The sequence below is a fragment of the Streptomyces sp. Ncost-T10-10d genome (genome assembly GCF_900091955.1).
GTDB lineage: Bacteria > Actinomycetota > Actinomycetes > Streptomycetales > Streptomycetaceae > Streptomyces.
In genome coordinates this window covers 1-24,176 of record NZ_FMDF01000026.1, presented here as the reverse complement: position 1 = coordinate 24,176, position 24,176 = coordinate 1, and the positions used below count along the sequence as shown (strand labels likewise).

Sequence of the window (24,176 nt, the reverse complement as noted above, 5' to 3'; positions counted from 1 at the left end):
CCCCCTGGTGGGGTGCGCGGGGCTCGTCGGACAAATTCCGTGCGGGTGTCAGGACTTGGCGGCGGTACCGAAGGCCGGGATGACCGAGCCCTGGTAGGTGTCCTCGATGAACTTCTTGACCTCGTCGGAGTGGAGGAGTTTCACGAGCTTCTGGACGCGGGCGTCCTTCTCGTTGCCCTTCTTCACCGCGATGATGTTGGCGTACGGGTTGCCGTCGGCCTTCTCCAGCGCCAGGGCGTCCTTGGCGGGCTTGAGCTTGGCCTCGATGGCGTAGTTGCCGTTGATGACGGCGGCGTCCACATCGTTCAGGGCGCGGGGCACGGTTGCGGCCTCCAGCTCCTTGAACTCCAGGCCCTTCTTGTCGGTGATGTCGCTCAGCTTGGCGTCGGTCCCGACACCGGACTTGAGGGTGATCAGACCGTTCTCGGCGAGCAGCTGGAGGGCGCGGCCCTCGTTCGTGGTGTCGTTGGGCACCGCGATGGTCTGGCCGGCCTTGATGTCACCGATGGCCTTGACCTTCTTGGAGTAGAGGCCGAGGGGCTCCAGGTGGACGGTGCCGACGGAGACGAGGTGGGTGTTGTTCTTCTTGTTGAAGTCGTCGAGGTACGGCGCGTGCTGGAAGAAGTTCGCGTCGACCTGGCCGGTCTCGGTGGCGGTGTTAGGCAGGACGTAGTCCGTGAACTCCTTGACCTCCAGCTTGAGGCCGGCCTTGGCCGCCAGGTTCTTCTTGACGAAGTTCAGGATGTCGGCGTGCGGCGTCGGGGACGCGGCGACGACGAGCGCCTTGGAGGTGTCGGCCTGGGCGCCGGTCTCGGTCTTGGAGGCCGGGTCGGACGATGTGCCGCAGGCGGTGAGGCCGAAGGCCAGGGCGGCGGTGGCGGCGGCAGCTGCGGTGATCTTGATGTTCTTACGCACGAAAAGTGCCTCTTTCTGGTGGTGAGGGTGGTGCGCCCGGACAAGGAGTTCGGGCTTGAGCGGAGAGGAAGTCTCAGGTGGCGGTGCGGCCCCGGCGGGCCAGCAGGCGTACGGCTCCGTCGCCGATCAGCTGGATCACGGTCACGATGACGATCAGCAGCGCGACGGTGATGAGCATGAACTGGTTGTCGAAGCGCTGGAATCCGTAGGTCACGGCCTTGGAGCCGAGCCCCTCGCCACCTACCGCACCGGCCATCGCGGAGTAGCCGATCAGCACGATGACGGTGGTGGTGACGCCGGAGATGAGCGAGGGCAGGGCCTGCGGCAGCAGCACCTTTCGCACGATGGTCGGGATGGATCCGCCCATCGACTGGACGGCTTCGACGAGCCCGTGGTCGACCTCGCGGACGGCCGTCTCGACGAGCCGCGCGAAGAACGGGATGGCGCCGACGGCGAGCGGCACGATCATCGCGGTCGGGCCGATGAAAGTGCCGACGACCCAGGTGGTGAAGGGGATCAGGGCGATCAGCAGGATGATGAACGGCAGCGAGCGGCCGATGTTCACGATCACGCCGATGACCTTGTTCACCGGGGTGTTCCGGAGCAGTCCGCCCTTGTCGGTGAGGACCAGCAGGACGCCGAGCGGCAGCCCCACGAGAACGGTGACGACCGCGGACCAGAGCACCATGTAAAGGGTGTCGATGGTTCCCTGGGTGAGCAGCGGCTGCATTTCGGACCAGGTCACTTCGCCACCTCCTTGGTGAGCGGGGCGGGGGTCTGTACGGGGATGGAGGCGGCGTCGTGCTCCACGACCTCGGCCTGCAGGCCCTGCTCCCGCAGGAAGCCGATCGGGACGACGTTCTCCTCGAAGCGGCCGGGCAGCTCGATGCGCATCCGGCCGATCTGGTTGCCGCCGACGGTGTCCATCGCGGCGCCCAGGATCGAGATGTCGATGTTGTACGTACGGGAGAGCTGCGAGATCACCGGCTGGGTGGCGGCCTCCCCGTGGAAGGTGACGTCGACGACTGTGCGGTCGGGGCCGGAGGCCGTACCGCCGACGGGGAACAGCTCGTGGGCCAGTTCGGAGCCGGGGGTGGCGAGCAGTTCACCGACGGTGCCCGACTCGACGATGCGCCCCTTCTGCATCAGCGCGGCCGAGTCGCAGATCGTCTTGACGACGTCCATCTCGTGCGTGATGAGCAGAACGGTCAGGCCGAGCTGCTGGTTGAGGTCGCGCAGCAGCTGGAGGATGGAGCGGGTGGTCTCGGGGTCGAGGGCGGAGGTCGCCTCGTCGGAGAGCAGCACCTTGGGGTCTCCGGCGAGCGCGCGAGCGATGCCGACGCGCTGCTTCTGCCCGCCTGAGAGCTGGCCGGGGTATGCCTTGGCCTTGTCGGCGAGGCCGACCAGGTCGAGGAGTTCGAGGGCCTTGCGGGAGCGGTCCCTGCCGGAGACGCCGAGGATCTCCAGCGGGAGTTCGATGTTGTGCTGGACGCTGCGGGAGTCCAGCAGGTTGAAGTGCTGGAAGACCATGCCGATGCGGCTGCGCGCCTCGCGCAGCTCCTTGCCTGCCCGGGGGCCCCGGCCCGCGAGGGCGGTGAGGTCCTGGCCGGCCACGGTCACGGTGCCGGAGGTGGGGCGTTCCAGGAGGTTGATGCAGCGGATGAGCGAGGATTTTCCGGCGCCGCTCTGTCCGATGACGCCGTACACCTCACCCTCGCGGACGTGCAGGTCGACGCCGTCCAGGGCGGTGACCTCGCGGCCGCGCGACTGGTAGACCTTCGTGAGGCCCGAAGTGGTGATCACAGGGGGTTTCCGTCACTGTCGAGTGCGCGGCGCGGTGTCCGCCGGGCACGGGGCATTCGTCTGATGAGACTGTTTGGACGCTTCGATCGGACGTTCCAAGCGGGGGTCTCGGCACGGCTGGATGCGGCGGATGGCCGGAACAGCGGTGCCCGGGCAGGCTCGTTCCGCCGGGTGCGGACGGCTCGGGCTCGGTCTCGCTTCGGGGCGCGAGGCTCAGGCGGGGGCCCTCAGAAGGCGCGCATTCGACACATACAACGAGCACCGGGCGTCGTGATCGCCTCGGTCGCAAGGATGCGGTTGCTCGTCGTGGTCATGGCCCAAGTAAAACAGACGTAACGTTCCGCCCGGCCCGCCTGTCCGAATAGCGGACAGCCGTGGATGGCGGTGCGAGCCGGTTCAGTCGACCGTGGTGATTTCCACGCCCTGGGCTGTGACCTGCACCGATACGGCGGAGAGGTCATCGATGACAACATCCGCGTCCAGCTCGGAACGGTCGTGTGTTGTGGCCAAGGCCACGGTCTTCATGCCTGCCGCCCGTCCGGCCCGCAGTCCGGCGGGGGCATCCTCGAAGACCACACAGCGCGCCGGATCGACGCCGAGGCGCGCGGCGGCCAGGAGGTAGGGCTCGGGGTCGGGCTTGCCCCGGGTGACGTCCTCGGCGGCGATCATCACGGGGAAGTCGATCCCCACCTCGCGCAGCCGGGCCTCACCGAGCGGCCGGGTGGCGGAGGTGACGACGGCCCAGCGGTGCGCGGGCAGCGCACCGAGCAGTTCCTTGGTACCGGGCAGGATCACGACTCCGCCGGAGGCGTCCTCGACCTCCAGCTGTTCTATACGGGCCAGAGCCCCGTCGACCCGGTCCGCGGGAAGCAGCTCGGCGATGATCTCGCGTGCCGTCCGGCCGTGCAGTTCGACGCCCTGGAAGTCCTCGGCCGTCATCCCGTACTCCTGGGCCCACCGGGTCCAGCAGCGGTACACCGACTCGATCGAGGAGAGCAGTGTTCCGTCGTTGTCGAACAGCAGGGCCTGGGCATGGATCTTCATGTGCATCGACACTAGGGCCTTGCCCTCGGGCCATGTCCTCCGGGTACGGGGGCGCACGCAGGGGGCCGTTTGGTCCGTAATACCCTCGCCTCATGCTTGACGCCCTGACGGTCGCGGTCGCCGTGACCGCGCTCGCCCTCGCCGCCTGGTGCGGATTCGCCGCATACCGGGACCAGCCGACCAAGGACTGGCACTTCATCGGGATGGCAGTGGTCTCCCTGCTGTCACTGGCCCAGCTGGTGGTGGGCATCGTGCAGTTGTCCCGGGGCGAACGGCCCGAGCAGGGCATGACGATCTTCATCGCGTATCTGATCGGGGCCTTCCTCGCCGTGCCCGCGGCCGGTTTCCTGTCGCTCACCGAGCGGACCCGTTGGGGTTCGGTGACGGTGGCGGCGGGCGCGGTCGTGCTGGCCGTCCTCGAAGTACGGCTCTACGACATCTGGGGAAACTGACCGTGACCGACACCGATCGCACCCCCGCTGCGGCCACCGGCGAGAAGCAGCCCTTCGACCTCGGCACCGGTCCCGGCCGGGTGCTGGTCTGGTTCTACGGGGTGTTCACCGTCGCGGCGGCCTCCCGCTCGATCGTCCAGATGATCCTGGACTTCGACAAGGCCCCGCTCGCCTATGCGCTGTCGGCCGTCGCCGCCCTCGTGTACGGATTCATCACGTACTCGCTGGTGCGCGGCGGCGAGAAGGCGCGCAGGTCGGCGCTGGTGTGCTGCGCCGCCGAGCTCCTGGGTGTGCTGGTCGTGGGGACCTGGACGATGGTGGAGCCCTCGGCGTTCGCGGACGCCACCGTCTGGTCCGACTTCGGTATGGGCTATCTGTTCATCCCGGTGATCCTGCCGATCACCGGGATGATGTGGCTGCGGCGGGCGAAAAGCGCGTAGGCGGGGCGAGAACGCGTAACCGGCCCTACGCGCTGGTCACATAGGCGGGGGCGGTCGCGTCCTTCTCCAGCAGGATCATCCGGACGCCGTCCTGACCGGTCTCGTTGCCCACGGGGGCGTAGCCCGCCCGCCGGTAGAGCCGCAGATTGCCCTCGCTGCGATGGCCGGTGTGCAGCCGGAAGCGAGTGGCCGACCGCTCGTCGACGAGTCCCGACTCCGCGGCCCGCAGCAGCCGGGCGCCGAGCCCGTGTCCCCGGAGCCGCGGGTGGACGCAGAGCCGCGCGATCTGCCCGGTGCCTTCCTGATCGGTGGATCCACGGACCGAACCGACGACCTCGTCCCCCAGCCGCGCCACGAACACCAGATTCGTGGCGATCTCCGCGCGCACCGAGTCGAGGGTCTGGACGAGCGGGTCGATCCGGTAGTTCCCGTACAGCTCCGCCTCGCCCTGGAAGCAGAGGTACTGAAGTTTCAAGATCTCTTCGGCGTCCTGTGCCGTCGCCGCCGAGATGATCACGCTCATGCCCATGTGCGCATGCCTCCGCCCACCTGATCCACCGGTTGTCTCTCACGCTCCTTTCCCCGTGGTTCAGGAGCTACAACCTCCGCCGCGAGCATTCTGCGCAGACATCCAAGGCATCGGGAACGGATCGGACCCAAACTCCCCTGTGACATACCCAACTTCCCTGCGATTTCCCGGTAGGTGGGATCACCGGGCGCGAGCATCGCCGTCAGCAGCAGGGTGCACCGGCCGGGCAGCCGGTCCACTGCGGCGCGCAGCGCCCGGCGTTCGTCGGCACCGACGGCGATCCGCTCCGGGCAGTCGGCCGGATCCGCGGAGGTCTCGTCACGGTAGGGGCGTTCGCACCGGGCGGTACGGCGGGCCCTGCGAGCCTCCGCCCGTACGGCGTCCCGCACCCAGCGCACCGTGTCCACCGGCGGCCGGTCCTGCGCGAGCCGCTCCAGCAGCCTTAGCCAGACGGCCTGTTCGAGATCGGCGGGTTCGATCGCCGCGCCCGTTGCCGAGGCTGCCGCCTCGGCCGCGGCCTCGGCACTCACCAATGGATACAGGGAATGGACGACGGCCGCAGGGCCGGCGGCGGTTCCCGTGGGGGCGAGATCGATAAGCGTCATGCCCCGGCCGACGCACCTGCACCGACGGCCGGTTGCCGTAGCCGGCGAGCACCACCCGACCGGGGCACGCCCCGGCCGGGTGCTGACGCAGGTGTCACTTCGCGGCGAAGTCCGCCGAAGCGAGAAGAGCGGTGTCTGGATTGTCGGAGAAGATCCCGTCGATACCCGTCGCGAAGTACGCCTGGAACGCCCCGAATGCGTCACCGTAGGCACTGGGATCCGTGCCGCGTCGGAAGTCGGCGGGCAGGAAGGAGTTCTCGTTGCGCATCGTGTATGGGTGGAGGACCAGGCCCTGGGCGTGCGCGTCCTTCACCAGGGTGGTCGGTGCGGTGAGCCGGCCCGAGGCGTCCTTGGGAATGATCAGGTCCAGGGTGGGTCCGATGCCCTGGGCGAAGGACGCCATCCACTTCAGACCCTCGGGCTTCACCAGGTCGGCGACGGTGCGCGGATCTCCGGACGTCACGAAGTCCCACGGCCGCTCGCCCGCGCCGGAGAGCAGTACGACGCGCGGGGTGGCGACGAGTCCGGCCAGCCGCTGGATGCTGCCGGGCTCGAAGGACTGAAGGATGAGCGGCGACTGCTTGCGGTGGCGGTTGTAGCGGCGCAGCAGCTTGGCGAGGGGCTCCTCGAGTCCGAGGCCGAGGCCGCGGAAGTACGTGGGGTGCTTGGTCTCGACGTACAGCCAGACCGGCTTGCCGCGCTTGCGGCCCTCGCGGTCGGCCCACTGGAGCACCTCTTCGAACGTGGGGACCTCCCAGCGGCCGTCGTAGAGCGTGTTCTTCTGACGGGTGCCGGGGATGCGCTCCTTGGCGCGGAGCGTCTTCAGCTCGGCGAGGGTGAAGTCCTCGGTGAACCAGCCGGTGAGGGAGACCCCGTCGACCTTCTTCGTGGTCTTGCGGCTCGCGAACTCGGGGTGGGCGGAGACATCGGTGGTGGCGGTGATGTCGTTCTCGTGACGGCAGACGAGATGGCCGTCCTTGGTCGGCACCAGGTCCTGCTCGATGATGTGCGCGCCCATGTCGAGGGCCAGCTGGTAGGAGCCGAGGGTGTGCTCGGGCCGGTAGCCGCTGCTACCGCGGTGCCCTATGACGGTGGGCACCGGCAGGTCGAGGCGGAAGCCGTGGCCCCCGCCGTGGCCCCCGGACCGCTCGGAGGCGTTCCCAGCGGCGTTCCCGGTGGCGTTCTCGGCGGCGTCGGCCGGTCCGCCGGCCAGTCCGAGGGCGGCCGTGCCCAGTACGGCGGCCCCCGCTCCCAGCAGGGCTCTGCGGCCGGGGCCTGCCTGCGCGCGCTCTGTCATGACTGCTCCTCGCGTGTGATGTCTCGCACCTGTCGGGCGAGGCCCGAGCGTAAGGAGTCGTACCGTCTTAGGAGCAGCTCCTGGACGAACTTGGCGGAAACACACGTCAACACTGTGTATCCACTCGGTGAACCCGATGTGCGGTGGGCGAGTACCCGCGAGTATCGTCCTCACCTGCATGGACCGTCACGATCCCGCGCCCCGGCCGGCCCGGCCACTACACCGGAGGAACCGTTGTCCCGACACGCACTCATCAAGGCAGTGCTCGGACCGATCTTGCGTCTGATGTTCCGCCCCCAGGTGGAAGGTGTGGAGAACATTCCCGGGGACGGTCCGGTGATCCTCGCGGGCAATCATCTGACGTTCATCGACTCGATGATCATGCCGATCTGCTGCGACCGGCAGGTTTTCTACATCGGCAAGGACGAGTACGTGACGGGCAAGGGGCTCAAGGGCCGGGCGATGGCCTGGTTCTTCACGGGCTGCGGCATGATCCCGGTGGACCGGGACGGCGGCCGCGGCGGTGTCGCGGCGCTGATGACGGGCCGTCGGGTGCTGGAGGAGGGCAAGGCGTTCGCCATCTACCCGGAGGGCACCCGCTCCCCCGACGGCCGCCTCTACCGGGGCCGTACGGGCATCGCCCGGCTGACGCTGATGACGGGTGCACCGGTGGTGCCGTTCGCGATGATCGGTACGGACAAGCTGCAGCCCGGTGGTGCCGGTCTGCCCCGTCCCGGCAAGGTGACGGTCCGCTTCGGTGCTCCGATGGAGTTCTCCCGCTACGAGGGCATGGACCGCGACCGCTATGTGCTGCGGGCGGTGACCGACTCCGTGATGGCCGAGGTGATGCGGCTGTCGGGTCAGGAGTACGTCGACATGTATGCGACGAAGGCCAAGGCCGCGTGAGCTGACGCGCAGGATATGCGGAAGGGCCCGTACCCCGGTCGGTGGTACGGGTCCTTCCGTATGTCGTCACCACGCGTACGGCCCAGGCCGAGGGCAGCTACTGGTGGACGATGCCGTCCTCCAGCTTCTGGCCGCGCAACAGGAACCAGGCGGCGACGGCCGTCGCCAGCAGGACCGCCGCGCCGACACCCGCCGCGAGCCGCAGTCCGTCGACGAACGACTCCTGTGCCGCGGAGACCAGCGCGCTCGCCTGCTGCGCCGGAAGGCCGTGGGCCGCTTCGACGGCGCCGCCCAGCGACTCATGGGCCGCTGCCGCGTTGGCGGACGGGACGCCCCTCGGGGTGGCGAAGTCCTGGTAGACACCGGTGACGATGGAGCCGAGCAGGGCGATACCGAGGGCCGCGCCGAGTTCGTACGCCGTCTCGGAGACCGCGCCCGCGGAGCCTGCCTGCTCCTTCGGGACGCTGGAGAGGATCACATCGGAGGTGACGGTGAAGGCGAAGCCCGCACCGACGCCGACGACCAGCAGCACCGCACCGATCAGCGGATAGGCGGTCTCCTTGTGGATCAGGGTGACCGCGGCGAGCGCCAGGCCGATCGCCCCGAGACCGCCGGACACCACCGACCGTACCGAGTAGCGCCGGGCCGCCAGGCCGGCGATCAGACCTGCGGTGACCGCACCGACGGCCGCGGGCAGTTCGGCGAGCCCCGCCTCCAGCGGCCCTCGCCCCTGTACCAGTTGCAGGAACTGGGAGAGGAAGAAGACGAGCCCGGAGAGGCCGAGGATGGTCAGCAGATCGGCGAGAACCGCACCCGAGAAGCCCCGGTGGTGGAAGAGCCGCATGTCCAGCAGCGGTGCGGGGAGCGTGAGTTGTCTGCGCACGAACCAGCAGAGGGCGGCCAGGCCGCCGATGCCCGCGACGGCGGCCTCCCAGCTCGCGCCGTGCGCGGCCAGCTCCTTGACGGCGTATACGACTCCGATCATTCCGATGAAGGAGAGCGCCACGCTGACGAGGTCCCACGGGCCCGGTGCCGGGTTCTTCGACTCGGGGATCATTTTGATGCCGACGACCACGAGGACGGCCATGACCGGCAGGTTGATCAGGAAGACCGAGCCCCACCAGAAGTGCTCCAGGAGGAAGCCGCCGACGACAGGGCCGACGGCCGCGCCCGCGGAGGCCATGGCTCCCCAGATACCGATGGCGAGGCTGCGCTCGCGCGGATCGTGGAAGAGGTTGCGGATCAGGGCGAGCGTGGACGGCATCAGGGTGGCACCGGCGACACCGAGCAGCGCCCGCGCCAGGATCATCATCTCGGGCGTGCTCGCGTACGCGTTGAGCACGGATACCGCGCCGAAGGCGACGGCGCCGGTCAGCAGCAGCTTCTTGCGGCCGATGCGGTCACCGAGGCTGCCCATGGAGACGAGGAGCCCGGCGATGACGAAGGAGTAGACGTCGCCGATCCAGAGCAGTTGGGTGCCGGACGGCTTGAGGTCCTCCGTGAGGAAGGGGGTGGCGAGGCCGAGGACCGTGGCGTCCACGGCCACGAGCAGCACGGCGAGGACGAGGACGGCCAGGGCGATCCACCGCCCCGGACGGCGCAGCTCCTGAGAGGTTTCCACGCGCTGTTCGAGACTGCTCATTGCTCCACGCTCCGGCGTGCACCGCCGAGCAGCAACTCGACGATCATGTACTGGAAGTCCTGCCCGGCGACCCGGCCCACCTGGACGGTCCAGGCGCCGGCGGAGATGAGCCCGTAGAGGGCCTCGGTCAGCCAGGCGGGGGTGAGGTCGATCCGGATCTCACCGCGTTCCTGGCCGCGCCGGAAGAAGGCGGAGACCCGGGCGTCGAGCCGGTTCCAGCCTTCGTTCACCTCGTCGCCCTCGAAGAGCTGGTTCTCGGTGACGAGGAAGGAAAGCAGTCCGGCGCTCGGCTCGACGGCCACAACAAATCGGCGCAGCGCCTCCTCACAGCTGCCCTCGTCGAGCGCGGCGGCGTCCAGGGCCGCTTCGAACTCCTGGATCCCCAGGCTCTCCAACGCTTTGACCAGGGCATCCCGTCCGGCGAAGTGCCGGTGCAGGGTGGCGCGTCCGATGCCTGCGGCTCTGGCGACCTCATCCATGGTGGCGGTCGATTTACGGGTCAGCAGTGCGGCGGCGCTGCGCAGCACCTGCTCACGGTCGACAGTCATGAGACAACGATAAACCATATGAGACACAAATGTCTCAACGAGGGTGTCTGTCTCCGCGGAGGGGAGAGAGGACGATGTCGTCATGAAGCCGCTTTTGCTGATCGACATCGACGGTCCGCTCAATCCGTACGCGGCACTGATGTGCCGCCGGGTCCCGTACGGCTATGAGCTGTATCTGATGCGGCCGACGGGGTGGGACTACGGGACACCGCTGCCCGTCCTGCTCAACCCGGAACACGGCCGGGCGCTGCTCGCCCTCGCCGGCCGTTACGAACTGGTCTGGGCGACGACCTGGAAGGACGAGGCCAACGAGTGGATCGGGCCGCGGCTCGGGCTGCCCCCGCTGCCGTACATCGACTGGCCGTCGAATTATGGCGGCGCACCGGACGGTACGTACTGGAAGACGCAGTACATCGTGGAGTACGCGGCCGGCCGGCCGTTCGCCTGGGTCGACGACGAGATCGCCGAGCAGGACCGGGAGTGGATCTCGGGACAGGGGACGGCCGAGACGCTGCTGATGTGGATCGACCCGCGGATCGGACTCCTGCCGGCCGATTTCGAGAAACTGGCCGAATGGGCGGACGGCCGCCGGGGCGGCGGACACTGAGCCCGCAGTACGGCCGCCCGCCCGAGGTCAGTCGTTGAGGACGGTCAGATCCAGGTCGGGAAGGCGGGCCGGGTCGTTGATCACGTTCATCTCGACGACCTTGCCCCGCGCGATCGTGAAGATCATGACCGAGAACCGCCGGCCCTCGCGCGTGGAGATGACGGCCGGGTTCCCGTCGGCCAGTGCCCGCTGCGACGACTGGGCGAACGGCGCGAACATCATCGCCTGACGGGCCACGACCGCGGCGCCCCGCACCAGGGACGGCGCTCCGACACCACCGGCGCCGAAGTCGGAGCGCACCACCACGTCCGGGTCGAGCACGGCGACGAGGGCCTCGAAGTCACCGTCGTGCGCGGCGGCCAGGAAGGCGTCGACGACCTCGCGCTTGCGGGCGAGATCGGGGTCCGGATCCGGGTCCACCCCCTGCACCCGGCGACGGGCCCGGCTGGCGAGCTGCCGGGCCGCGGCCGGGGTGCGGTCCACGATGCGGGCGATCTCGTCGAAGGGCACGGCGAACATGTCGTGCAGTACGAAGGCGAGCCGCTCGGCGGGGTCGAGCGTTTCGAGGACGACCAGCATCGCGAGACCGACCGAGTCGGCCATCAGGGCCTGCTGCTCGGGATCGGCGTCCGGCCGTGCGCCGAGCACCGGTTCGGGGACGTGTGCCTCGGGTGCCTGTGTGTCGAGGGGCGCCTCGCGGCGGGAGCGGCGGGAGCGGAGCATGTCCAGACACAGCCGCCCGACGACCGTCGTGAGCCAGCCGCCCAGGTTCTCGATCGCCCGGCCGTCGGAGCGGCTGAGCCGGATCCAGGCTTCCTGGACGGCGTCCTCCGCCTCGCTCGCCGAGCCGAGCATCCGGTAGGCCACGGCCTTCAGCTGGGTCCGGTTCTCCTCGAAGCGTTCGGCCAGGAACTCGGTTCCGTCCACAGTCACATTCCTCCGTAGTGTTCCGTCGATGTGATGACGAACCGGATCTCGTGGATGTGACAGGTGGATCGGAGCCGCTTCACCGGCGCCGGGCGCGCCCGCTCAGCTCCACGGCAGCCCGGCACGATGACGCCAGTACGCTCCCGGCTCCTCCACGAGCGCGTCGAGCCGGGCGCGCTGCTCCTCGTCGAGGTCGACGACGGCCGCGTGCAGGTTTCCGGCGAGCTGGTCGACGGTCGCCGCACCGGAGAGCACCACACCGGCCCACGGCTGGTGCAGTACGAGCGCCAGGGCGATCGCGTCACTGCCCGGGCCGGCTTCGGCGGCGATCTCCTGGACAACGGCGGGAGCTTCCGTTCCGGCGAGCCGGCCGTTGGCCATGGCTTCCTTGACGATCACGGTGAGCCCGGCTCCATGGGCCTCGGCGAGCGCCGCTCCGGCCGAGGTCTCCAGGGCGTTGTAGGTGGCCTGGACCGTACGGAAGAGCGGCTCGCCGTCGACCGTGACGGCCAGAGCGGCCCGGATGGCGTCGGCCTGGGCGGGTCCGCTGGTGGACAGGCCGACACCGACCCCCTCCGCGGCGAGTGCGGCGAGCCGTGCGTGCAGGTCCTTGTCGGTGAGGGCCGGGCTGTCGGCGGTCACCGAGTGGATCTGGTAGAGGTCGAGGCGTTCACCGAGCAGCGCGTCGGTCTCTGCGCGCTGGCGTTCGAACGTGGCGAGGCTGTGGTCCTTGACCTCGTGCGCCTCGGCTTCGACGCTCCAGTCGGCGGTGTAGGTGTAGCCCCACTTGCTCCCGATGACGACATCGCGCACTTCCGGGTGCGCCGTCAGCCACTCGGCGAGGAACTCCTCCGAACGGCCGTAGGAGCGGGCCGCGTCGAAGTAGCGGACGCCCTGGGCATAGGCGGCATCCAGCAGCTCGTGGGTGCGCTCGCGCAGCGCCTCGACACTGCGGACACCGGGCAGATCACGGTCGCGGTGGAGGTTGATGTAGCCGGGCCTGCCGACCGCTGCCAGGCCCAGGCCGATGTGGGCGGTCGGGGTAGTCGCTGTGGCCGATGGGGCCTCCCCGGGTCGAGCGAAGCCGAGAGCTCGGGGAAGGGCGAAAGGCATCGTGGGCTCCTCGTCGATCGGGTGCGCTCCCCGTCAACGTAACCCAGCTCGGGAAAACCGGAAGGCGGGGAGCGTACAGCCGCTCCCCGCCTCGATTCACCTTCGGCGCTGCCGGTTCCGCGCCGTCAGTTCTTCGCGGTGGCCCACGCCTGCTGGACGGCGAGGTCGGCCTTGACCTCGGTCAGCTGTACGGCCACGGCCGACGGGGCCGTACCGCCGCGGCCGCTGCGGGAGGCGAGCGCGCCGGCCACATTGAGGACCGTGCGGACCTCGGGGGTGAGGTGCTCGGAGATCTTCGCGAACTGCTCGTCGGTCAGCTCGTCGAGCTCGATGCCCTGCTGCTCGCACTCCTTGACGCACTCGCCCGCGACCTCGTGCGCGACACGGAACGGCACGCCCTGCTTGACCAGCCACTCGGCGATGTCGGTGGCGAGCGAGAAGCCGGCCGGGGCCAGCTCCTCCATGCGCTCGCGGTTGACGGTGAGCGTGGCCATCATTCCGGTGAAGGCGGGCAGCAGGACTTCGAGCTGGTCGCAGGAGTCGAAGACCGGCTCCTTGTCCTCCTGGAGGTCGCGGTTGTACGCGAGCGGGAGCGCCTTCAGCGTGGCCATCAGGCCCGTCAGATTGCCGATCAACCGGCCGGACTTGCCACGGGCCAGCTCGGCGATGTCCGGGTTCTTCTTCTGCGGCATGATCGAGGAGCCGGTGGAGAAGGCGTCGTGCAGGGTGACGAAGGAGAACTCCTTCGTGTTCCAGATGATGACCTCCTCCGCGATCCGGGAGAGGTTGACGCCGATCATCGCGGTGATGAACGCGAACTCGGCGGCGAAGTCGCGGGCGGCCGTGCCGTCGATGGAGTTGGCGACGGAGCCGTGCTCGAAGCCGAGGTCGGCGGCGACCGCCTCCGGGTCGAGCCCGAGGGACGACCCGGCCAGCGCGCCGGAACCGTACGGGGAGACGGCGGTCCGCTCGTCCCACTGGCGCAGCCGCTCGGCGTCCCGGGAGAGGGACTGCACATGGGCGAGGACGTGGTGGGCGAAGAGCACCGGCTGGGCGTGCTGCAGATGCGTACGCCCGGGCATCGCGACGTCCGGGTGCGCTTCGGCGAGGCCGACCAGGGCACCCTGCAGCTCGGCGATCAGACCGCCGATGATCCGGGCGTGATCGCGCAGATACATCCGGAAGAGCGTGGCGATCTGGTCGTTCCGGGACCGGCCGGCCCGCAGCTTGCCGCCGAGGTCCGGGCCGAGGCGTTCCAGCAGGCCGCGCTCCAGCGCGGTGTGGACGTCCTCGTCGGCGACGGTGCCGGTGAACGATCCGTCGGCGACATCGGCTTCGAGCTGGTCGAGACCGGCGATCATGCGGTTCAGCTCGTCCTCGGTGAGCAGACCCGCCTTGTTCAGCACTCGCGCGTGGGCGCGGGAGCCGGCGATGTCGTACGGCGCGAGCCGCCAGTCGAAGTGGACGGAGGCGGACAGCTTGGCCAGCGCCTCGGCCGGACCGTCGGCGAAGCGGGCGCCCCAGAGGCGTACGTCGCTGTTGCCGTTGCCGTTGCTCACTGCGTGCTCCTCGGAAGAACAAGGGGGTGGATGTGCAGCCGCCTCCCCGCACGGAGGGTCGGGGAGGCGGTGACGTAACTACTGGGGGTCGGGCGAGGTCTCCGTCAGGCTATGCCTGCAGATCGCGCTTGGCGGCGATCTTCGACGAGAGGCCGAAGATCTCGATGAAGCCCTGCGCCTTGGACTGGTCGAACGTGTCGCCCGAGTCGTAGGTGGCGAGGTTGAAATCGTAGAGCGACTGCTCGGACTTCCGGCCGGTGACGACGGCGCGGCCCGCGTGCATGGTCATCCGGATGTCACCGGTGACATGCTGGTTGGCCTCGTTGATGAAGCCGTCCAGGGCGCGCTTGAGCGGCGAGAACCACAGGCCGTCGTAGACCAGCTCGCCCCAGCGCTGCTCGACCTGCCGCTTGTAGCGGGCCAGCTCGCGCTCGACGGTGACGTTCTCCAGCTCCTGGTGGGCGGTGATCAGTGCGATCGCGCCCGGGGCCTCGTACACCTCGCGGGACTTGATGCCCACGAGACGGTCCTCGACCATGTCGATCCGGCCGATGCCCTGGGCGCCGGCCCGCTGGTTGAGCTGCTGGATCGCCTGGAGGACGGTGACGGGCCTGCCGTCGATGGCGACCGGGACGCCCTCCTTGAAGGAGATGACGACCTCGTCGGCCTCGCGCGGGGTGGCGGGGTTCTCGGTGTACTCGTAGATGTCCTCGATCGGCGCGTTCCAGATGTCCTCCAGGAAGCCCGTCTCGACGGCACGCCCGAAGACGTTCTGGTCGATCGAGTACGGGGATTTCTTGGTGGTCGCGATCGGGAGGCTCTTCTCCTCGCAGAAGGCGATCGCCTTGTCCCGGGTCATCGCGTAGTCACGGACCGGGGCGATGCACTTCAGGCCGGGGCCGAGCGCGGAGATGCCCGCCTCGAAGCGGACCTGGTCGTTGCCCTTGCCGGTGCAGCCGTGGGCGACGATGCCGGCGTTGTGCTTGTCGGCGGCGGCGACGAGGTGCTTGACGATGGTCGGCCGGGACAGGGCCGAGACGAGCGGGTAGCGGTCCATGTAAAGGGCGTTGGCCTTGATCGCCGGGAGGCAGTACTCCTCGGCGAACTCGTCCTTGGCGTCCGCGACCTCGGCCTCGACCGCACCGCAGGCGAGCGCGCGCTTACGGATGATGTCCAGGTCCTCGCCGCCCTGACCGACATCCACCGCGACGGCGATGACCTCAGCGCCCGTCTCCTCGGCGATCCAGCCGATGGCGACGGAGGTGTCCAGGCCGCCTGAGTAGGCGAGTACGACGCGCTCGGTCACGGATTTCTCCTTACGGTGCAACCACTGATGGGTATAACTATGCAGTCCTCCGTATGTTTTGTCAAAGGTGCAGGTGGCTGAGGTGTCTCGGGCTCGCGCGCGGGAGGAAAATACCGGACCTCGAAGGGTCCGGGGCGGCCTGGGCGCGGCCTCCGGCCACGCACCGGAGGCAAGGGCGACGACCAGCGACCACCAAGCCGCAGAACAGCCGGCCCGAGGCACAGCGCCCGGGACGGCGCGGGACACCTCGTCGGCCGCGGCCCGGGTGGCCCTCGCTCTCGACGTACGGCCCCCCTCCCACGGGGCGCCGTGCGGCCACCCGGGCGCCGCTGCCGGACGCGGCTGGATTCCCCGCGGAGCGGTTGCGCGTCCGCACGGCACAGGACCCGGCCACGCGGTGCGTGCGACGGCTCGGCGACTGCTGCGCGGGGCAGGCCTGCACCGGCGTCCCGCCGACTGAAACAGCCCGGCCGTCAACGGAGTTGGCGACGATAATGGCCGCCATGGGTAAAACGTACGAGCGTATCGACGGACGGATCAGGACCTTCATCGAAGAACAGCACATCTTCTTCACGGCGACCGCGCCGCTGAACGGAGAGGGCACGGTCAACCTCTCCCCCAAGGGGGTCAGCGGCTCCTTCGCCGTCATCGACGAACTGACCGTGGCCTACCTGGACTTCGCGGGCAGCAATGCGGAGACCGTCGCCCACCTCCGCGAGAACGGGCGCATCACGCTGATGTGGTGTGCCTTCCAGGGGCCGCCGAACATCGTGCGCGTGCACGGTCGTGGTGAGCCGGTCTTCCGTGACGATCCCCGGTTCGGCGCGCTGCTCGCCCGCTTCCCCGCTGTGGACCCCGGCCAGCACGGGCTGCGCGCCATCATCGTGGTGAGGGCCGAGCTGATCCGGGACACCTGTGGATTTGCCGTGCCCTTCATGTCGTACGACGAGGACCGGCCACTGCACGCCCAGCGCTTCGCCCGCGAGGACGACGCGTCGCTCAGCGTCTACTTCGAGAAGAAGGAGCACGTCGCGACGAGTATCGACGGGCTGCCGGGGCTGCCGCTCCCGCTGCCGGCCATGCCGCGCGCGGAATGAGATCGAGCCGTAGGGAGCAGGTCCGGGGGTGACACGCCTCCGGACGGTCTAGCGTCCGGGACATGCGCAGATCTCTGGTGATCGGTTCGGCACTGCTCGCGCTGGCGGGCTCGGTCGCGGCCCGGCCCGCCGGGGCGCCCACTCTCCCGGGGCGGATGGCCGACACCGGCGGTGGTACCCAGTTGCTCACGGCCGAGGCCTCGGCGACCGGTTCCACGACGGGCACCGTCACCTGGTGGAATCTGCGCCGGGGCATCTGGGTGAAGGGCGGGTCCGCACCGGCCCGGTTCGGTGCGAAGGGCCTGGCCGAGGGGACGTCGCGCAAGCAGGGCACCGACACCACGCCCACCGGCCTGTACGACCTGCCGTACGCCTTCGGAGTCAAGGCGGCACCGGCCGGCACCGTATACCCGTACCGCCGGGTCAACAGCCGGTCGTGGTGGTGCGAGGACACCGAGGCACGGGACTACAACCGCTGGGTGGAACCGCGGCCCGCGGACTGCCGGGCCGGTGAGTCGGAGCACCTGGCCGCATATCCGACGCAGTACGCCCGCGCGCTCGTCATCGGATTCAACTACGAGCGGCCGGTACGGGGACGTGGCGCGGGCATCTTCCTCCACGTCGACGGGCGTGGTGCGACCGCCGGCTGTGTCTCCGTACCGGCGGCCGCGATGGACCGGATCCTCGACTGGGCGGACCCGGCTCGCAGTCCGCACATCGCGATCGGAACCCGTTCGGGCCCGACCGCGATCACGCGCTACTGACGGACGCGGGTACCCCGGCCGTTCAGCGCTCGTTCTGGGCCAGTCGCAGCAGGTGCTCGGCGAGCGCCTGACCGCCCGCCGGGTCACGGCTGATCAGCATCAGTGTGTCGTCACCCGCGATGGTGCCCAGAATGTCGTGCAGTTCGGCCTGGTCGATGGCCGAGGCGAGGAACTGGGCCGCGCCCGGAGGCGTACGCAGCACCACGAGGTTGGCCGATGCCTCCGCCGAGATGAGCAGTTCGGCGGAGAGGCGCCGCATCCGCTCCTCCTTCGCGGACTCGCCCAGTGGTGCCTGCGGGGTACGGAAACCGCCCTCGCTCGGCACCGCGTAGATCAGCTCACCGCCGGTGTTGCGGATCTTCACCGCACCCAGCTCGTCCAGGTCGCGGGAGAGCGTCGCCTGGGTGACGCTCAGCCCGTCGTCGGCGAGGACCTTGGCCAGCTGACTCTGCGAACGCACCGGCTGCCGGTTCAGGATGTCCACGATCCGGCGGTGGCGTGCGGTGCGGGTCTGCGGCACGGACGGCCCGCCGTGCTCGGTTTCCTGCGCCTCGGTCATCGTCGTCGCCTCATTCTCCGGATCGTCCGTCCCCTTTTGCCGCGTCGAGAGCGCCGGGCAGCGCCTGGAGGAACGCGTCCACCTCCGTGTCACCGATGATCAGCGGCGGCATGAGCCGCAGCACATCGGGGGCGGGTACGTTCACCAGGATTCCGGCTCCCTGAGCCGCCTGTTGCACCTGAGGTGCGAGGGGCTCGGTGAGCACGATACCCAGCAGCAGCCCGGAGCCGCGGACGTGGGAGACCAGCGGGTGCCCGAGACCCTCCACGCCGTCCCGGATCTTCTCGCCGAGCCGCTTCACCTGGTCCAGGGCACCATCGGCCGCCAGGGTGTCCAGAACGGCGAGACCTGCGGCGCAGGCGATCGGGTTGCCGCCGAACGTCGTGCCGTGCTGACCCGGCTTCAGCAGATCGGCCGCCGGACCGAACGCGACGGTCGCGCCGATCGGCAGTCCGCCGCCCAGGCCCTTGGCGAGGGTGACGATGTCCGGCTCGACACCCTGGTGGGCCTGGTGCTCGAACCAGTGGCCGCAGCGGCCGATACCGGTCTGCACCTCGTCGAGGACGAGCAGTGTGCCGGTCGCCCGGGTGATCTCCCGGGCGGCCTCCAAGTAGCCCTCGGGCGGCACGACCACACCGTTCTCGCCCTGGATGGGCTCGATGATCACCAGCGCGGTGTCGGTGGTCACAGCGGTCCGCAGCGCCTCGGCATCCCCGTACGGGACATGTGTGACATCGCCGGGCAACGGCTCGAAGGGCTCGCGCTTCTTGGGCTGACCGGTCAGCGCGAGCGCGCCCATGGTCCGGCCGTGGAAGCCGCCGTCGGTGGCGACCATGTGGGTCCGCCCGGTCAGCCGCCCGATCTTGAAGGCGGCCTCGTTGGCCTCGGCGCCCGAGTTGGCGAAGTAGACCCTGCCGCCCTGGCCGAAGAGCCGCAGCAGCCGTTCGGCGAGGGCGACGGGCGGCGGTGCGATGAAGAGGTTGGAGACATGACCGAGGGAGGCGATCTGGGTGGAGACGGCCTCGACGACGGCGGGGTGTGCGTGGCCCAGGGCGTTCACGGCGATACCGCCGACGAAGTCGAGGTACTCGGTGCCGTCGGCGTCCCACACATGGGCGCCTTCGCCTCGGACGAGGGACAGCTGAGGGGTGCCGTAGTTGTCCATCAGCGCGTGTTGCCAGCGCTGCGAGAGCTCCTGGTTGCTCATGACTCCCCCTGTGCGTCGGGCTGTGCGTCGGGCACGACCATCGTGCCGATGCCTTCGTCGGTGAAGATCTCCAGCAGGATCGAGTGCTGGACCCGGCCGTCGATGACACGGGCGGTCTCGACGCCGTTGCGTACGGCGTGCAGGCAGCCCTGCATCTTCGGGACCATGCCGCTGGACAGCTCGGGAAGCAGCTTCTCCAGCTCGGTGGCGGTGAGGCGGCTGATCACATCGTCGCTGTTGGGCCAGTCCTCGTAGAGGCCCTCGACATCGGTGAGGACCATCAGCGTCTCGGCGTTCAGCGCGGCGGCGAGTGCGGCGGCCGCGGTGTCGGCGTTGACGTTGTAGACGTGGTTGTCGTCGGCGGAGCGTGCGATGGAGGAGACGACGGGGATCCGGCCGTCGTCCAGCAGTGCCTGGATCGCTCCGGTGTCTATGGCGGTGATCTCGCCGACCCGGCCGATGTCGACGAGTTCGCCGTCGATGGTCGGCCTGTGCTGGGTGGCGGTGATCGTGTGGGCGTCCTCGCCGGTCATGCCGACGGCGAGGGGGCCGTGCTGGTTGAGCAGGCCGACGAGCTCGCGCTGGACCTGTCCGGCCAGCACCATCCGTACGACGTCCATCGCCTCGGGCGTGGTGACGCGCAGACCGGCCTTGAACTCGCTGACCAGGCCCTGCTTGTCGAGCTGGGCACTGATCTGCGGGCCGCCGCCGTGCACGACGACGGGCTTGAGGCCGGCCTGGCGCAGGAAGACGACGTCCTGGGCGAAGGCCGCCTTCAGCTCCTCGTCGATCATGGCGTTGCCGCCGAACTTGATGACGACGGTCTTGCCGTTGTGCCGGGTCAGCCAGGGCAGCGCCTCGATGAGGATCTGCGCCTTCGGGAGTGCGGTGTGTTTCCGCGCCGCGGTCATGAGCTGTACGCGCTGTTCTCGTGGACGTAGTCGGCAGTGAGGTCGTTGGCCCAGATGACGGCCGACTCGGTGCCGGTGGCCAGGTCGGCGGTGATCTTCACTTCCCGGTAGCGCATGTCGACCAGGTCGCGGTCCTCGCCGACGCCGCCGTTCTTGCAGACCCATACGCCGTTGATGGCGACATTCAGCTGGTCCGGTTCGAAGGCGGCCTTCGTCGTGCCGATCGCGGAGAGGACCCGGCCCCAGTTGGGGTCCTCGCCGTGGATGGCGCACTTGAGGAGGTTGTTGCGGGCGATGGACCGGCCCACCTCGACGGCGTCGTCCTCGGTCGCGGCGTTGATCACCTCGATCCGGATGTCCTTGGACGCGCCCTCGGCGTCACCGATCAGCTGTCGGGCGAGGTCGGCGCAGACGGTCCGTACGGCCTCGGCGAACTCGTCCTGCTCCGGGATGATACCGCTCGCGCCGGAGGCCAGCAGCAGCACGGTGTCATTGGTCGACATGCAGCCGTCGGAGTCGACCCGGTCGAAGGTGGTGCGGGTGGCGGCGCGCAGCGCGGTGTCCAGCGCCGGCGCCTCCACGTCGGCGTCGGTGGTGAGGACGACCAGCATGGTGGCGAGACCCGGGGCGAGCATGCCGGCGCCCTTGGCCATACCGCCGACGGTCCATCCCTCGCCGCCCGCGACGGCGGTCTTGTGGACGGTGTCGGTGGTCTTGATCGCGATGGCGGCCTTCTCGCCACCGTGCTCGCTGAGGGCGGCGGCCGCCTTCTCGATGCCGGGCAGCAGCTTGTCCATCGGAAGCAGCGTGCCGATCAGCCCGGTGGACGCGACCGCGATCTCGCCCGCACTGTGGCCGGTGAGGACCTCTGCGGCCTTCTCCGCGGTGGCGTGGGTGTCCTGGAAGCCCTGCGGGCCCGTACAGGCGTTGGCACCACCGGAGTTGAGAACGACGGCACTGACCTCGCCGCCCTTGAGTACCTGCTCCGACCAGAGGACGGGGGCGGCCTTGACGCGGTTGGAGGTGAAGACGCCCGCGGCGGATCGACGCGGTCCGTGGTTGACCACGAGGGCCAGGTCCGGGTTACCGCTCTCCTTGATCCCCGCGGCGATGCCCGCCGCCGAGAAACCCTGTGCTGCCGTGACGCTCACGGTGCGACTCCGATCGTGGAAAGACCTGTGTCCTCGGGAAGTCCGAGGGCGATGTTCATGCTCTGCAGGGCGCCGCCGGCGGTGCCCTTGGCGAGGTTGTCGATGGCGCTGATGACGATGATCCGGCCTGCCGCCTCGTCGTATGCGACCTGGATCTGTACGGCGTTGGAACCGTGGACGGACGCTGTGGCGGGCCACTGCCCCTCCGGGAGCAGGTCGACGAACGGCTCCTCGGCGAATGCCTTCTCGTACACGTCACGGACGGTCCGGGCGCTCACGCCCGGCTTCGCCTTCGCGCTGCACGTAGCGAGGATGCCGCGGGGCATCGGCGCCAGGGTCGGCGTGAAGGAGACCGTGACCGGTTCACCTGCCGCGGCGCTGAGGTTCTGGATCATCTCAGGGGTGTGCCGGTGGACCCCGCCGACGCCGTACGGGGACATGTTGCCCATCACTTCGGAGCCGAGCAGATGCGGCTTGGCCGCCTTGCCCGCCCCGGAGGTACCGGACGCGGCGACGATCACGGCCTCGGGCTCGGCCAGCTGGGCTGCGTACGCCGGGAAGAGCGCGAGAGAGACGGCGGTCGGGTAGCAGCCGGGCACCGCGATGCGCTTGGACCCCGCCAACGCCGGTCGCCCGCCCGGCAGTTCGGGCAGACCATAGGGCCAGGTGCCGGCGTGCGGCGAGCCGTAGAACTTCTCCCAGTCCGCTGCGTCCCTGAGCCGGAAGTCGGCGCCCATGTCCACCACGAGCACCCCACCACCGAGCTGCTCGGCGACGGCGGCGGACTGCCCGTGCGGAAGGGCGAGGAAGACGACATCGTGCCCGGCGAGGACCTCCGGCGTGGTCGGCTGAAGCACACGGTCGGCAAGCGGCCGCAGATGCGGTTGCAGCGCACCGAGCCTCTGACCCGCGTTGGAGTTGGCGGTGAGGGCCCCGATCTCGACCTCCGGGTGGACCAGCAGGAGACGGAGCAGCTCCCCACCGGCGTATCCGCTCGCCCCTGCCACTGCTGCTCGTACCACCATCGAAATCCTCCTCGTCGATGGCATGACTATACGCAGCTATGCACTTTTATGCAAAGAACTGTTCACTTGTCTTCGCGGCGGCGGCCGACGAGGGACCTGCTGGGCCTGCGGGACCGGTTGCTCACCGCTGTCGACGGCCGGGAGGGGCGGGTGATGACGTTCTCGGAGTCGGCGGGCGAGACCGGCGTGCCTCCGTCCCCCGGGCGGACATCGTCCGGCGGCGTTCACAGCACCGCGGCCGCGATGTCCTCGACCGTCGACACCGGCACGAGCGCCGACTCCGCCGGTGTCCGCACGTCGTCGTCGGCGTACCAGCCGGAACCGTGGACCACCACGTCGCGGCCCGCCTCGACCAGCCCGCGGTCGACGGCGTTGCACACGCCGGTCAGCGCCATGACCAGCGACCACTCGCGCAGCGCGCGCGGATCGCCCGGCAGCGGCCGCGGAAGGTCCGCGACCAGTTCCCTCAGCGCCGGGTAGCGATCGAGGCACTCGCGGCGCGAGACCACGATGCCGTCGCCGCCGTGCCGGGCGATGACCGCGTTCATCGCCGGTGAGGTGGCCGGGCGGTGCGTGTAGAAGGTCGGGTCGAGGATCTCGTCCACCTCGTCGGCGACGCCCGGGAAGTGCGGGTCGGCCCACTGCCGCCACAGTCCGTCGCCGCCGCGCTCGTAGCCCGGCAGGCCGGCCCGGTCGAAGCTGCCCCGGCGCAGGCTGAGCACCATGTCCGGGGTCCCCAGGTGCTGGACGAGCAGGCTCGCCGGACGGCTCGCCGGACGAGCCGCGCCGGCGGCCTCCAGCACATCCCGGCCGGCGTGGTAGCCGAGCAGTCCGAACGCGCTCGACACGGCGTGTGCGTGCAGCCGCGGCCCGGCGGCATCGGTCGGATCCGCGTCCTGCTCGAAAAAGGCCCGTGCGGTGTCGGCCACGAGGTAGTTGCGCAGGTCCAGCGAGAACCACAGGTTCACGCCGTGGCGCCGTTTGAGGTCGGACGCGTACGCGTCCGTGAACTGCCGGGCCAGCGCCTTGACGTCCTCGGCGCGCTCGCCGTCGTACACCATCAGCGGGTTGCGGGCCCGTAGTTCCGCGTCGTCGGTCAGGCTTCCGGCCCGCAACTTGGACCGGCCGGAGGCCGGGGCCAGCGTGGCGATCCGCAGCTGGTCGGGTGTGGCCAGCCCGGCGGCCAGTGCCCGCGCGACGGCGTCGCGGAGCGCGGTCCCCTTGTTCGCCGACGTGGGCGTGAAGATCATGACCGGTTCGCCCGTACGGCGGATGTACTCCACGGCGCGGGCGACGATCAGCAGGGAGGGGAAGGTCTTGGTGGTATGCGTGCCGGGGTTGCCGGCCAGGTCCAGCATGACCAGCCGGTGGCTGCCGTACTTGCCCAGTTCCCGCCACTGTGCCCGGGCCGGCTCGAAGAAGCCGTGGACGTCGGCGTCCGGTTCCGGCAGCGCGAAGCCGGGGGAGAACGCGCCGGGTTCGGTGACCGGCGCCGGGTCGTCCACCAGGGCCGCGACGGCCTGCGGCAACCGTTCGTAGTAGTCGAGGATCAGGTTGCGCTCGGCGACGAGTGCGGTGGTCATGCGGGTCCTCCCCGGTCTGCTGCCCGATGGGCCGGCGGATCGATCCAGTACCGCCGACGCCGGAACGGGTAGGCGGGCAACGTGCAGACCCGTCCCGGGCGGTCCTTGAGGTAACTCGTCCAGTCGGTGTCCTCACCGCGCAGCCAGGAGTCGGCGGCCGCGTGCAGCTCCGGTCCGGCCTCGCCC

The 24,176-nt window shown here is 69.6% G+C and carries 26 protein-coding genes; 6 read left to right on the top strand and 20 right to left on the bottom strand.

Going from position 1 to position 24,176, the window contains the following annotated elements; all coding sequences use genetic code 11:
• Positions 1-48: 48 nt before the first annotated feature.
• From GA0115254_RS02190 to GA0115254_RS02175, 4 genes are all read right to left on the bottom strand, one after another.
• On the bottom strand, positions 49-915 hold the full coding sequence (locus GA0115254_RS02190) for a MetQ/NlpA family ABC transporter substrate-binding protein (protein WP_093893548.1): 867 nt from the start codon (positions 913-915) through the stop codon (positions 49-51).
• 73 nt (positions 916-988) lie between these two features.
• Positions 989-1,660, bottom strand: coding sequence for a methionine ABC transporter permease (locus GA0115254_RS02185; RefSeq protein WP_093893547.1), 672 nt, complete (start codon positions 1,658-1,660; stop codon positions 989-991).
• Positions 1,657-2,718, bottom strand: a complete 1,062-nt coding sequence (locus GA0115254_RS02180) for a methionine ABC transporter ATP-binding protein (protein ID WP_093893546.1) — start codon at positions 2,716-2,718, stop codon at positions 1,657-1,659. Before GA0115254_RS02180 ends, GA0115254_RS02185 begins: the two co-directional genes overlap by 4 nt.
• A gap of 396 nt (positions 2,719-3,114) precedes the next feature.
• A complete protein-coding gene (locus GA0115254_RS02175) occupies positions 3,115-3,762 on the bottom strand; it encodes an HAD family hydrolase (RefSeq protein ID WP_093893550.1) in 648 nt (215 codons plus the stop codon).
• Positions 3,763-3,854: 92 nt separating this feature from the next.
• Between GA0115254_RS02175 and GA0115254_RS02170 the strand changes: the two genes are divergently transcribed.
• Positions 3,855-4,214 (top strand): hypothetical protein, encoded by a 360-nt coding sequence (locus GA0115254_RS02170; RefSeq protein WP_093893545.1) that lies wholly within the window; start codon positions 3,855-3,857, stop codon positions 4,212-4,214.
• A 2-nt stretch (positions 4,215-4,216) separates the two neighbouring features.
• Positions 4,217-4,654 (top strand): hypothetical protein, encoded by a 438-nt coding sequence (locus tag GA0115254_RS02165; RefSeq protein WP_093893544.1) that lies wholly within the window; start codon positions 4,217-4,219, stop codon positions 4,652-4,654.
• Positions 4,655-4,679: 25 nt separating this feature from the next.
• Here GA0115254_RS02165 and GA0115254_RS02160 read toward each other — a convergent pair whose 3' ends face one another.
• The 3 genes from GA0115254_RS02160 to GA0115254_RS02150 all read right to left on the bottom strand — a co-directional run bounded on the left by GA0115254_RS02160 (position 4,680) and on the right by GA0115254_RS02150 (position 7,085).
• Entirely contained in the window at positions 4,680-5,183 is a 504-nt protein-coding gene (locus GA0115254_RS02160) for a GNAT family N-acetyltransferase (RefSeq protein ID WP_093893543.1), read from the bottom strand.
• A complete protein-coding gene (locus GA0115254_RS02155) occupies positions 5,174-5,788 on the bottom strand; it encodes a sigma-70 family RNA polymerase sigma factor (protein WP_093893542.1) in 615 nt (204 codons plus the stop codon). Before GA0115254_RS02155 ends, GA0115254_RS02160 begins: the two co-directional genes overlap by 10 nt.
• A 94-nt stretch (positions 5,789-5,882) precedes the next feature.
• On the bottom strand, positions 5,883-7,085 hold the full coding sequence (locus GA0115254_RS02150; protein WP_093893541.1) for a glycerophosphodiester phosphodiesterase: 1,203 nt from the start codon (positions 7,083-7,085) through the stop codon (positions 5,883-5,885).
• A 234-nt stretch (positions 7,086-7,319) separates the two neighbouring features.
• Here GA0115254_RS02150 and GA0115254_RS02145 point away from each other — a divergent pair, with 234 nt between their 5' ends.
• Positions 7,320-7,991, top strand: coding sequence for a lysophospholipid acyltransferase family protein (locus tag GA0115254_RS02145; RefSeq protein ID WP_093893540.1), 672 nt, complete (start codon positions 7,320-7,322; stop codon positions 7,989-7,991).
• Positions 7,992-8,088: 97 nt separating this feature from the next.
• On the opposite strand, the gene GA0115254_RS02140 is transcribed toward GA0115254_RS02145, so the two are convergent.
• Positions 8,089-9,633: an MFS transporter gene (locus GA0115254_RS02140; protein ID WP_093893539.1), complete on the bottom strand. Its 1,545-nt coding sequence runs from the start codon at positions 9,631-9,633 to the stop codon at positions 8,089-8,091.
• Positions 9,630-10,181: a TetR/AcrR family transcriptional regulator gene (locus tag GA0115254_RS02135; RefSeq protein WP_093893538.1), complete on the bottom strand. Its 552-nt coding sequence runs from the start codon at positions 10,179-10,181 to the stop codon at positions 9,630-9,632. The genes GA0115254_RS02140 and GA0115254_RS02135 overlap by 4 nt, the downstream gene beginning before the upstream one ends.
• An 82-nt stretch (positions 10,182-10,263) precedes the next feature.
• Between GA0115254_RS02135 and GA0115254_RS02130 the strand changes: the two genes are divergently transcribed.
• Positions 10,264-10,788 carry an HAD domain-containing protein gene (locus GA0115254_RS02130; protein ID WP_093893537.1) on the top strand — a complete coding sequence of 175 codons (525 nt, stop codon included), beginning with the start codon at positions 10,264-10,266 and terminating at the stop codon, positions 10,786-10,788.
• Between the two features lie 27 nt (positions 10,789-10,815).
• Here the strand turns inward: GA0115254_RS02130 and GA0115254_RS02125 are convergent, their stop codons facing one another.
• From GA0115254_RS02125 to GA0115254_RS02110, 4 genes are all read right to left on the bottom strand, one after another.
• The gene (locus GA0115254_RS02125) at positions 10,816-11,715 is read right to left on the bottom strand and encodes a sigma-70 family RNA polymerase sigma factor (protein ID WP_093893536.1); all 900 of its coding nucleotides are present in this window, start codon (positions 11,713-11,715) and stop codon (positions 10,816-10,818) included.
• 102 nt (positions 11,716-11,817) lie between these two features.
• Positions 11,818-12,828, bottom strand: a complete 1,011-nt coding sequence (locus tag GA0115254_RS02120) for an aldo/keto reductase (RefSeq protein ID WP_093893535.1) — start codon at positions 12,826-12,828, stop codon at positions 11,818-11,820.
• A 125-nt stretch (positions 12,829-12,953) separates the two neighbouring features.
• Positions 12,954-14,387, bottom strand: coding sequence for an argininosuccinate lyase (gene argH / locus GA0115254_RS02115; protein WP_093893534.1), 1,434 nt, complete (start codon positions 14,385-14,387; stop codon positions 12,954-12,956).
• A 109-nt stretch (positions 14,388-14,496) separates the two neighbouring features.
• A complete protein-coding gene (locus GA0115254_RS02110; protein WP_093893533.1) occupies positions 14,497-15,693 on the bottom strand; it encodes an argininosuccinate synthase in 1,197 nt (398 codons plus the stop codon).
• Between the two features lie 503 nt (positions 15,694-16,196).
• Between GA0115254_RS02110 and GA0115254_RS02105 the strand changes: the two genes are divergently transcribed.
• Complete coding sequence (locus GA0115254_RS02105; protein ID WP_093893549.1) at positions 16,197-16,790, top strand: pyridoxamine 5'-phosphate oxidase family protein; 594 nt, start codon at positions 16,197-16,199, stop codon at positions 16,788-16,790.
• Between the two features lie 62 nt (positions 16,791-16,852).
• Complete coding sequence (locus tag GA0115254_RS02100; protein WP_093893532.1) at positions 16,853-17,554, top strand: L,D-transpeptidase family protein; 702 nt, start codon at positions 16,853-16,855, stop codon at positions 17,552-17,554.
• A gap of 22 nt (positions 17,555-17,576) precedes the next feature.
• On the opposite strand, the gene GA0115254_RS02095 is transcribed toward GA0115254_RS02100, so the two are convergent.
• The 7 genes from GA0115254_RS02095 to GA0115254_RS44140 form a co-directional block, all read right to left on the bottom strand.
• On the bottom strand, positions 17,577-18,113 hold the full coding sequence (locus tag GA0115254_RS02095) for an arginine repressor (protein ID WP_093893531.1): 537 nt from the start codon (positions 18,111-18,113) through the stop codon (positions 17,577-17,579).
• 10 nt (positions 18,114-18,123) lie between these two features.
• The gene (locus GA0115254_RS02090) at positions 18,124-19,320 is read right to left on the bottom strand and encodes an acetylornithine transaminase (protein ID WP_093893530.1); all 1,197 of its coding nucleotides are present in this window, start codon (positions 19,318-19,320) and stop codon (positions 18,124-18,126) included.
• Positions 19,317-20,231, bottom strand: coding sequence for an acetylglutamate kinase (argB, locus tag GA0115254_RS02085; RefSeq protein WP_093893529.1), 915 nt, complete (start codon positions 20,229-20,231; stop codon positions 19,317-19,319). Before argB ends, GA0115254_RS02090 begins: the two co-directional genes overlap by 4 nt.
• Positions 20,228-21,382, bottom strand: a complete 1,155-nt coding sequence (argJ, locus tag GA0115254_RS02080) for a bifunctional glutamate N-acetyltransferase/amino-acid acetyltransferase ArgJ (RefSeq protein ID WP_093893528.1) — start codon at positions 21,380-21,382, stop codon at positions 20,228-20,230. The genes argB and argJ overlap by 4 nt, the downstream gene beginning before the upstream one ends.
• On the bottom strand, positions 21,379-22,407 hold the full coding sequence (gene argC, locus GA0115254_RS02075) for an N-acetyl-gamma-glutamyl-phosphate reductase (protein ID WP_093893527.1): 1,029 nt from the start codon (positions 22,405-22,407) through the stop codon (positions 21,379-21,381). The genes argJ and argC overlap by 4 nt, the downstream gene beginning before the upstream one ends.
• A 224-nt stretch (positions 22,408-22,631) precedes the next feature.
• Positions 22,632-23,990 carry a DUF6002 family protein gene (locus GA0115254_RS02070; protein ID WP_093893526.1) on the bottom strand — a complete coding sequence of 453 codons (1,359 nt, stop codon included), beginning with the start codon at positions 23,988-23,990 and terminating at the stop codon, positions 22,632-22,634.
• Positions 23,987-24,176, bottom strand: a 190-nt coding sequence (locus tag GA0115254_RS44140; protein ID WP_176739943.1) for a hypothetical protein, incomplete at its 5' end; no start/stop codon positions are given. The genes GA0115254_RS02070 and GA0115254_RS44140, both read right to left, overlap by 4 nt.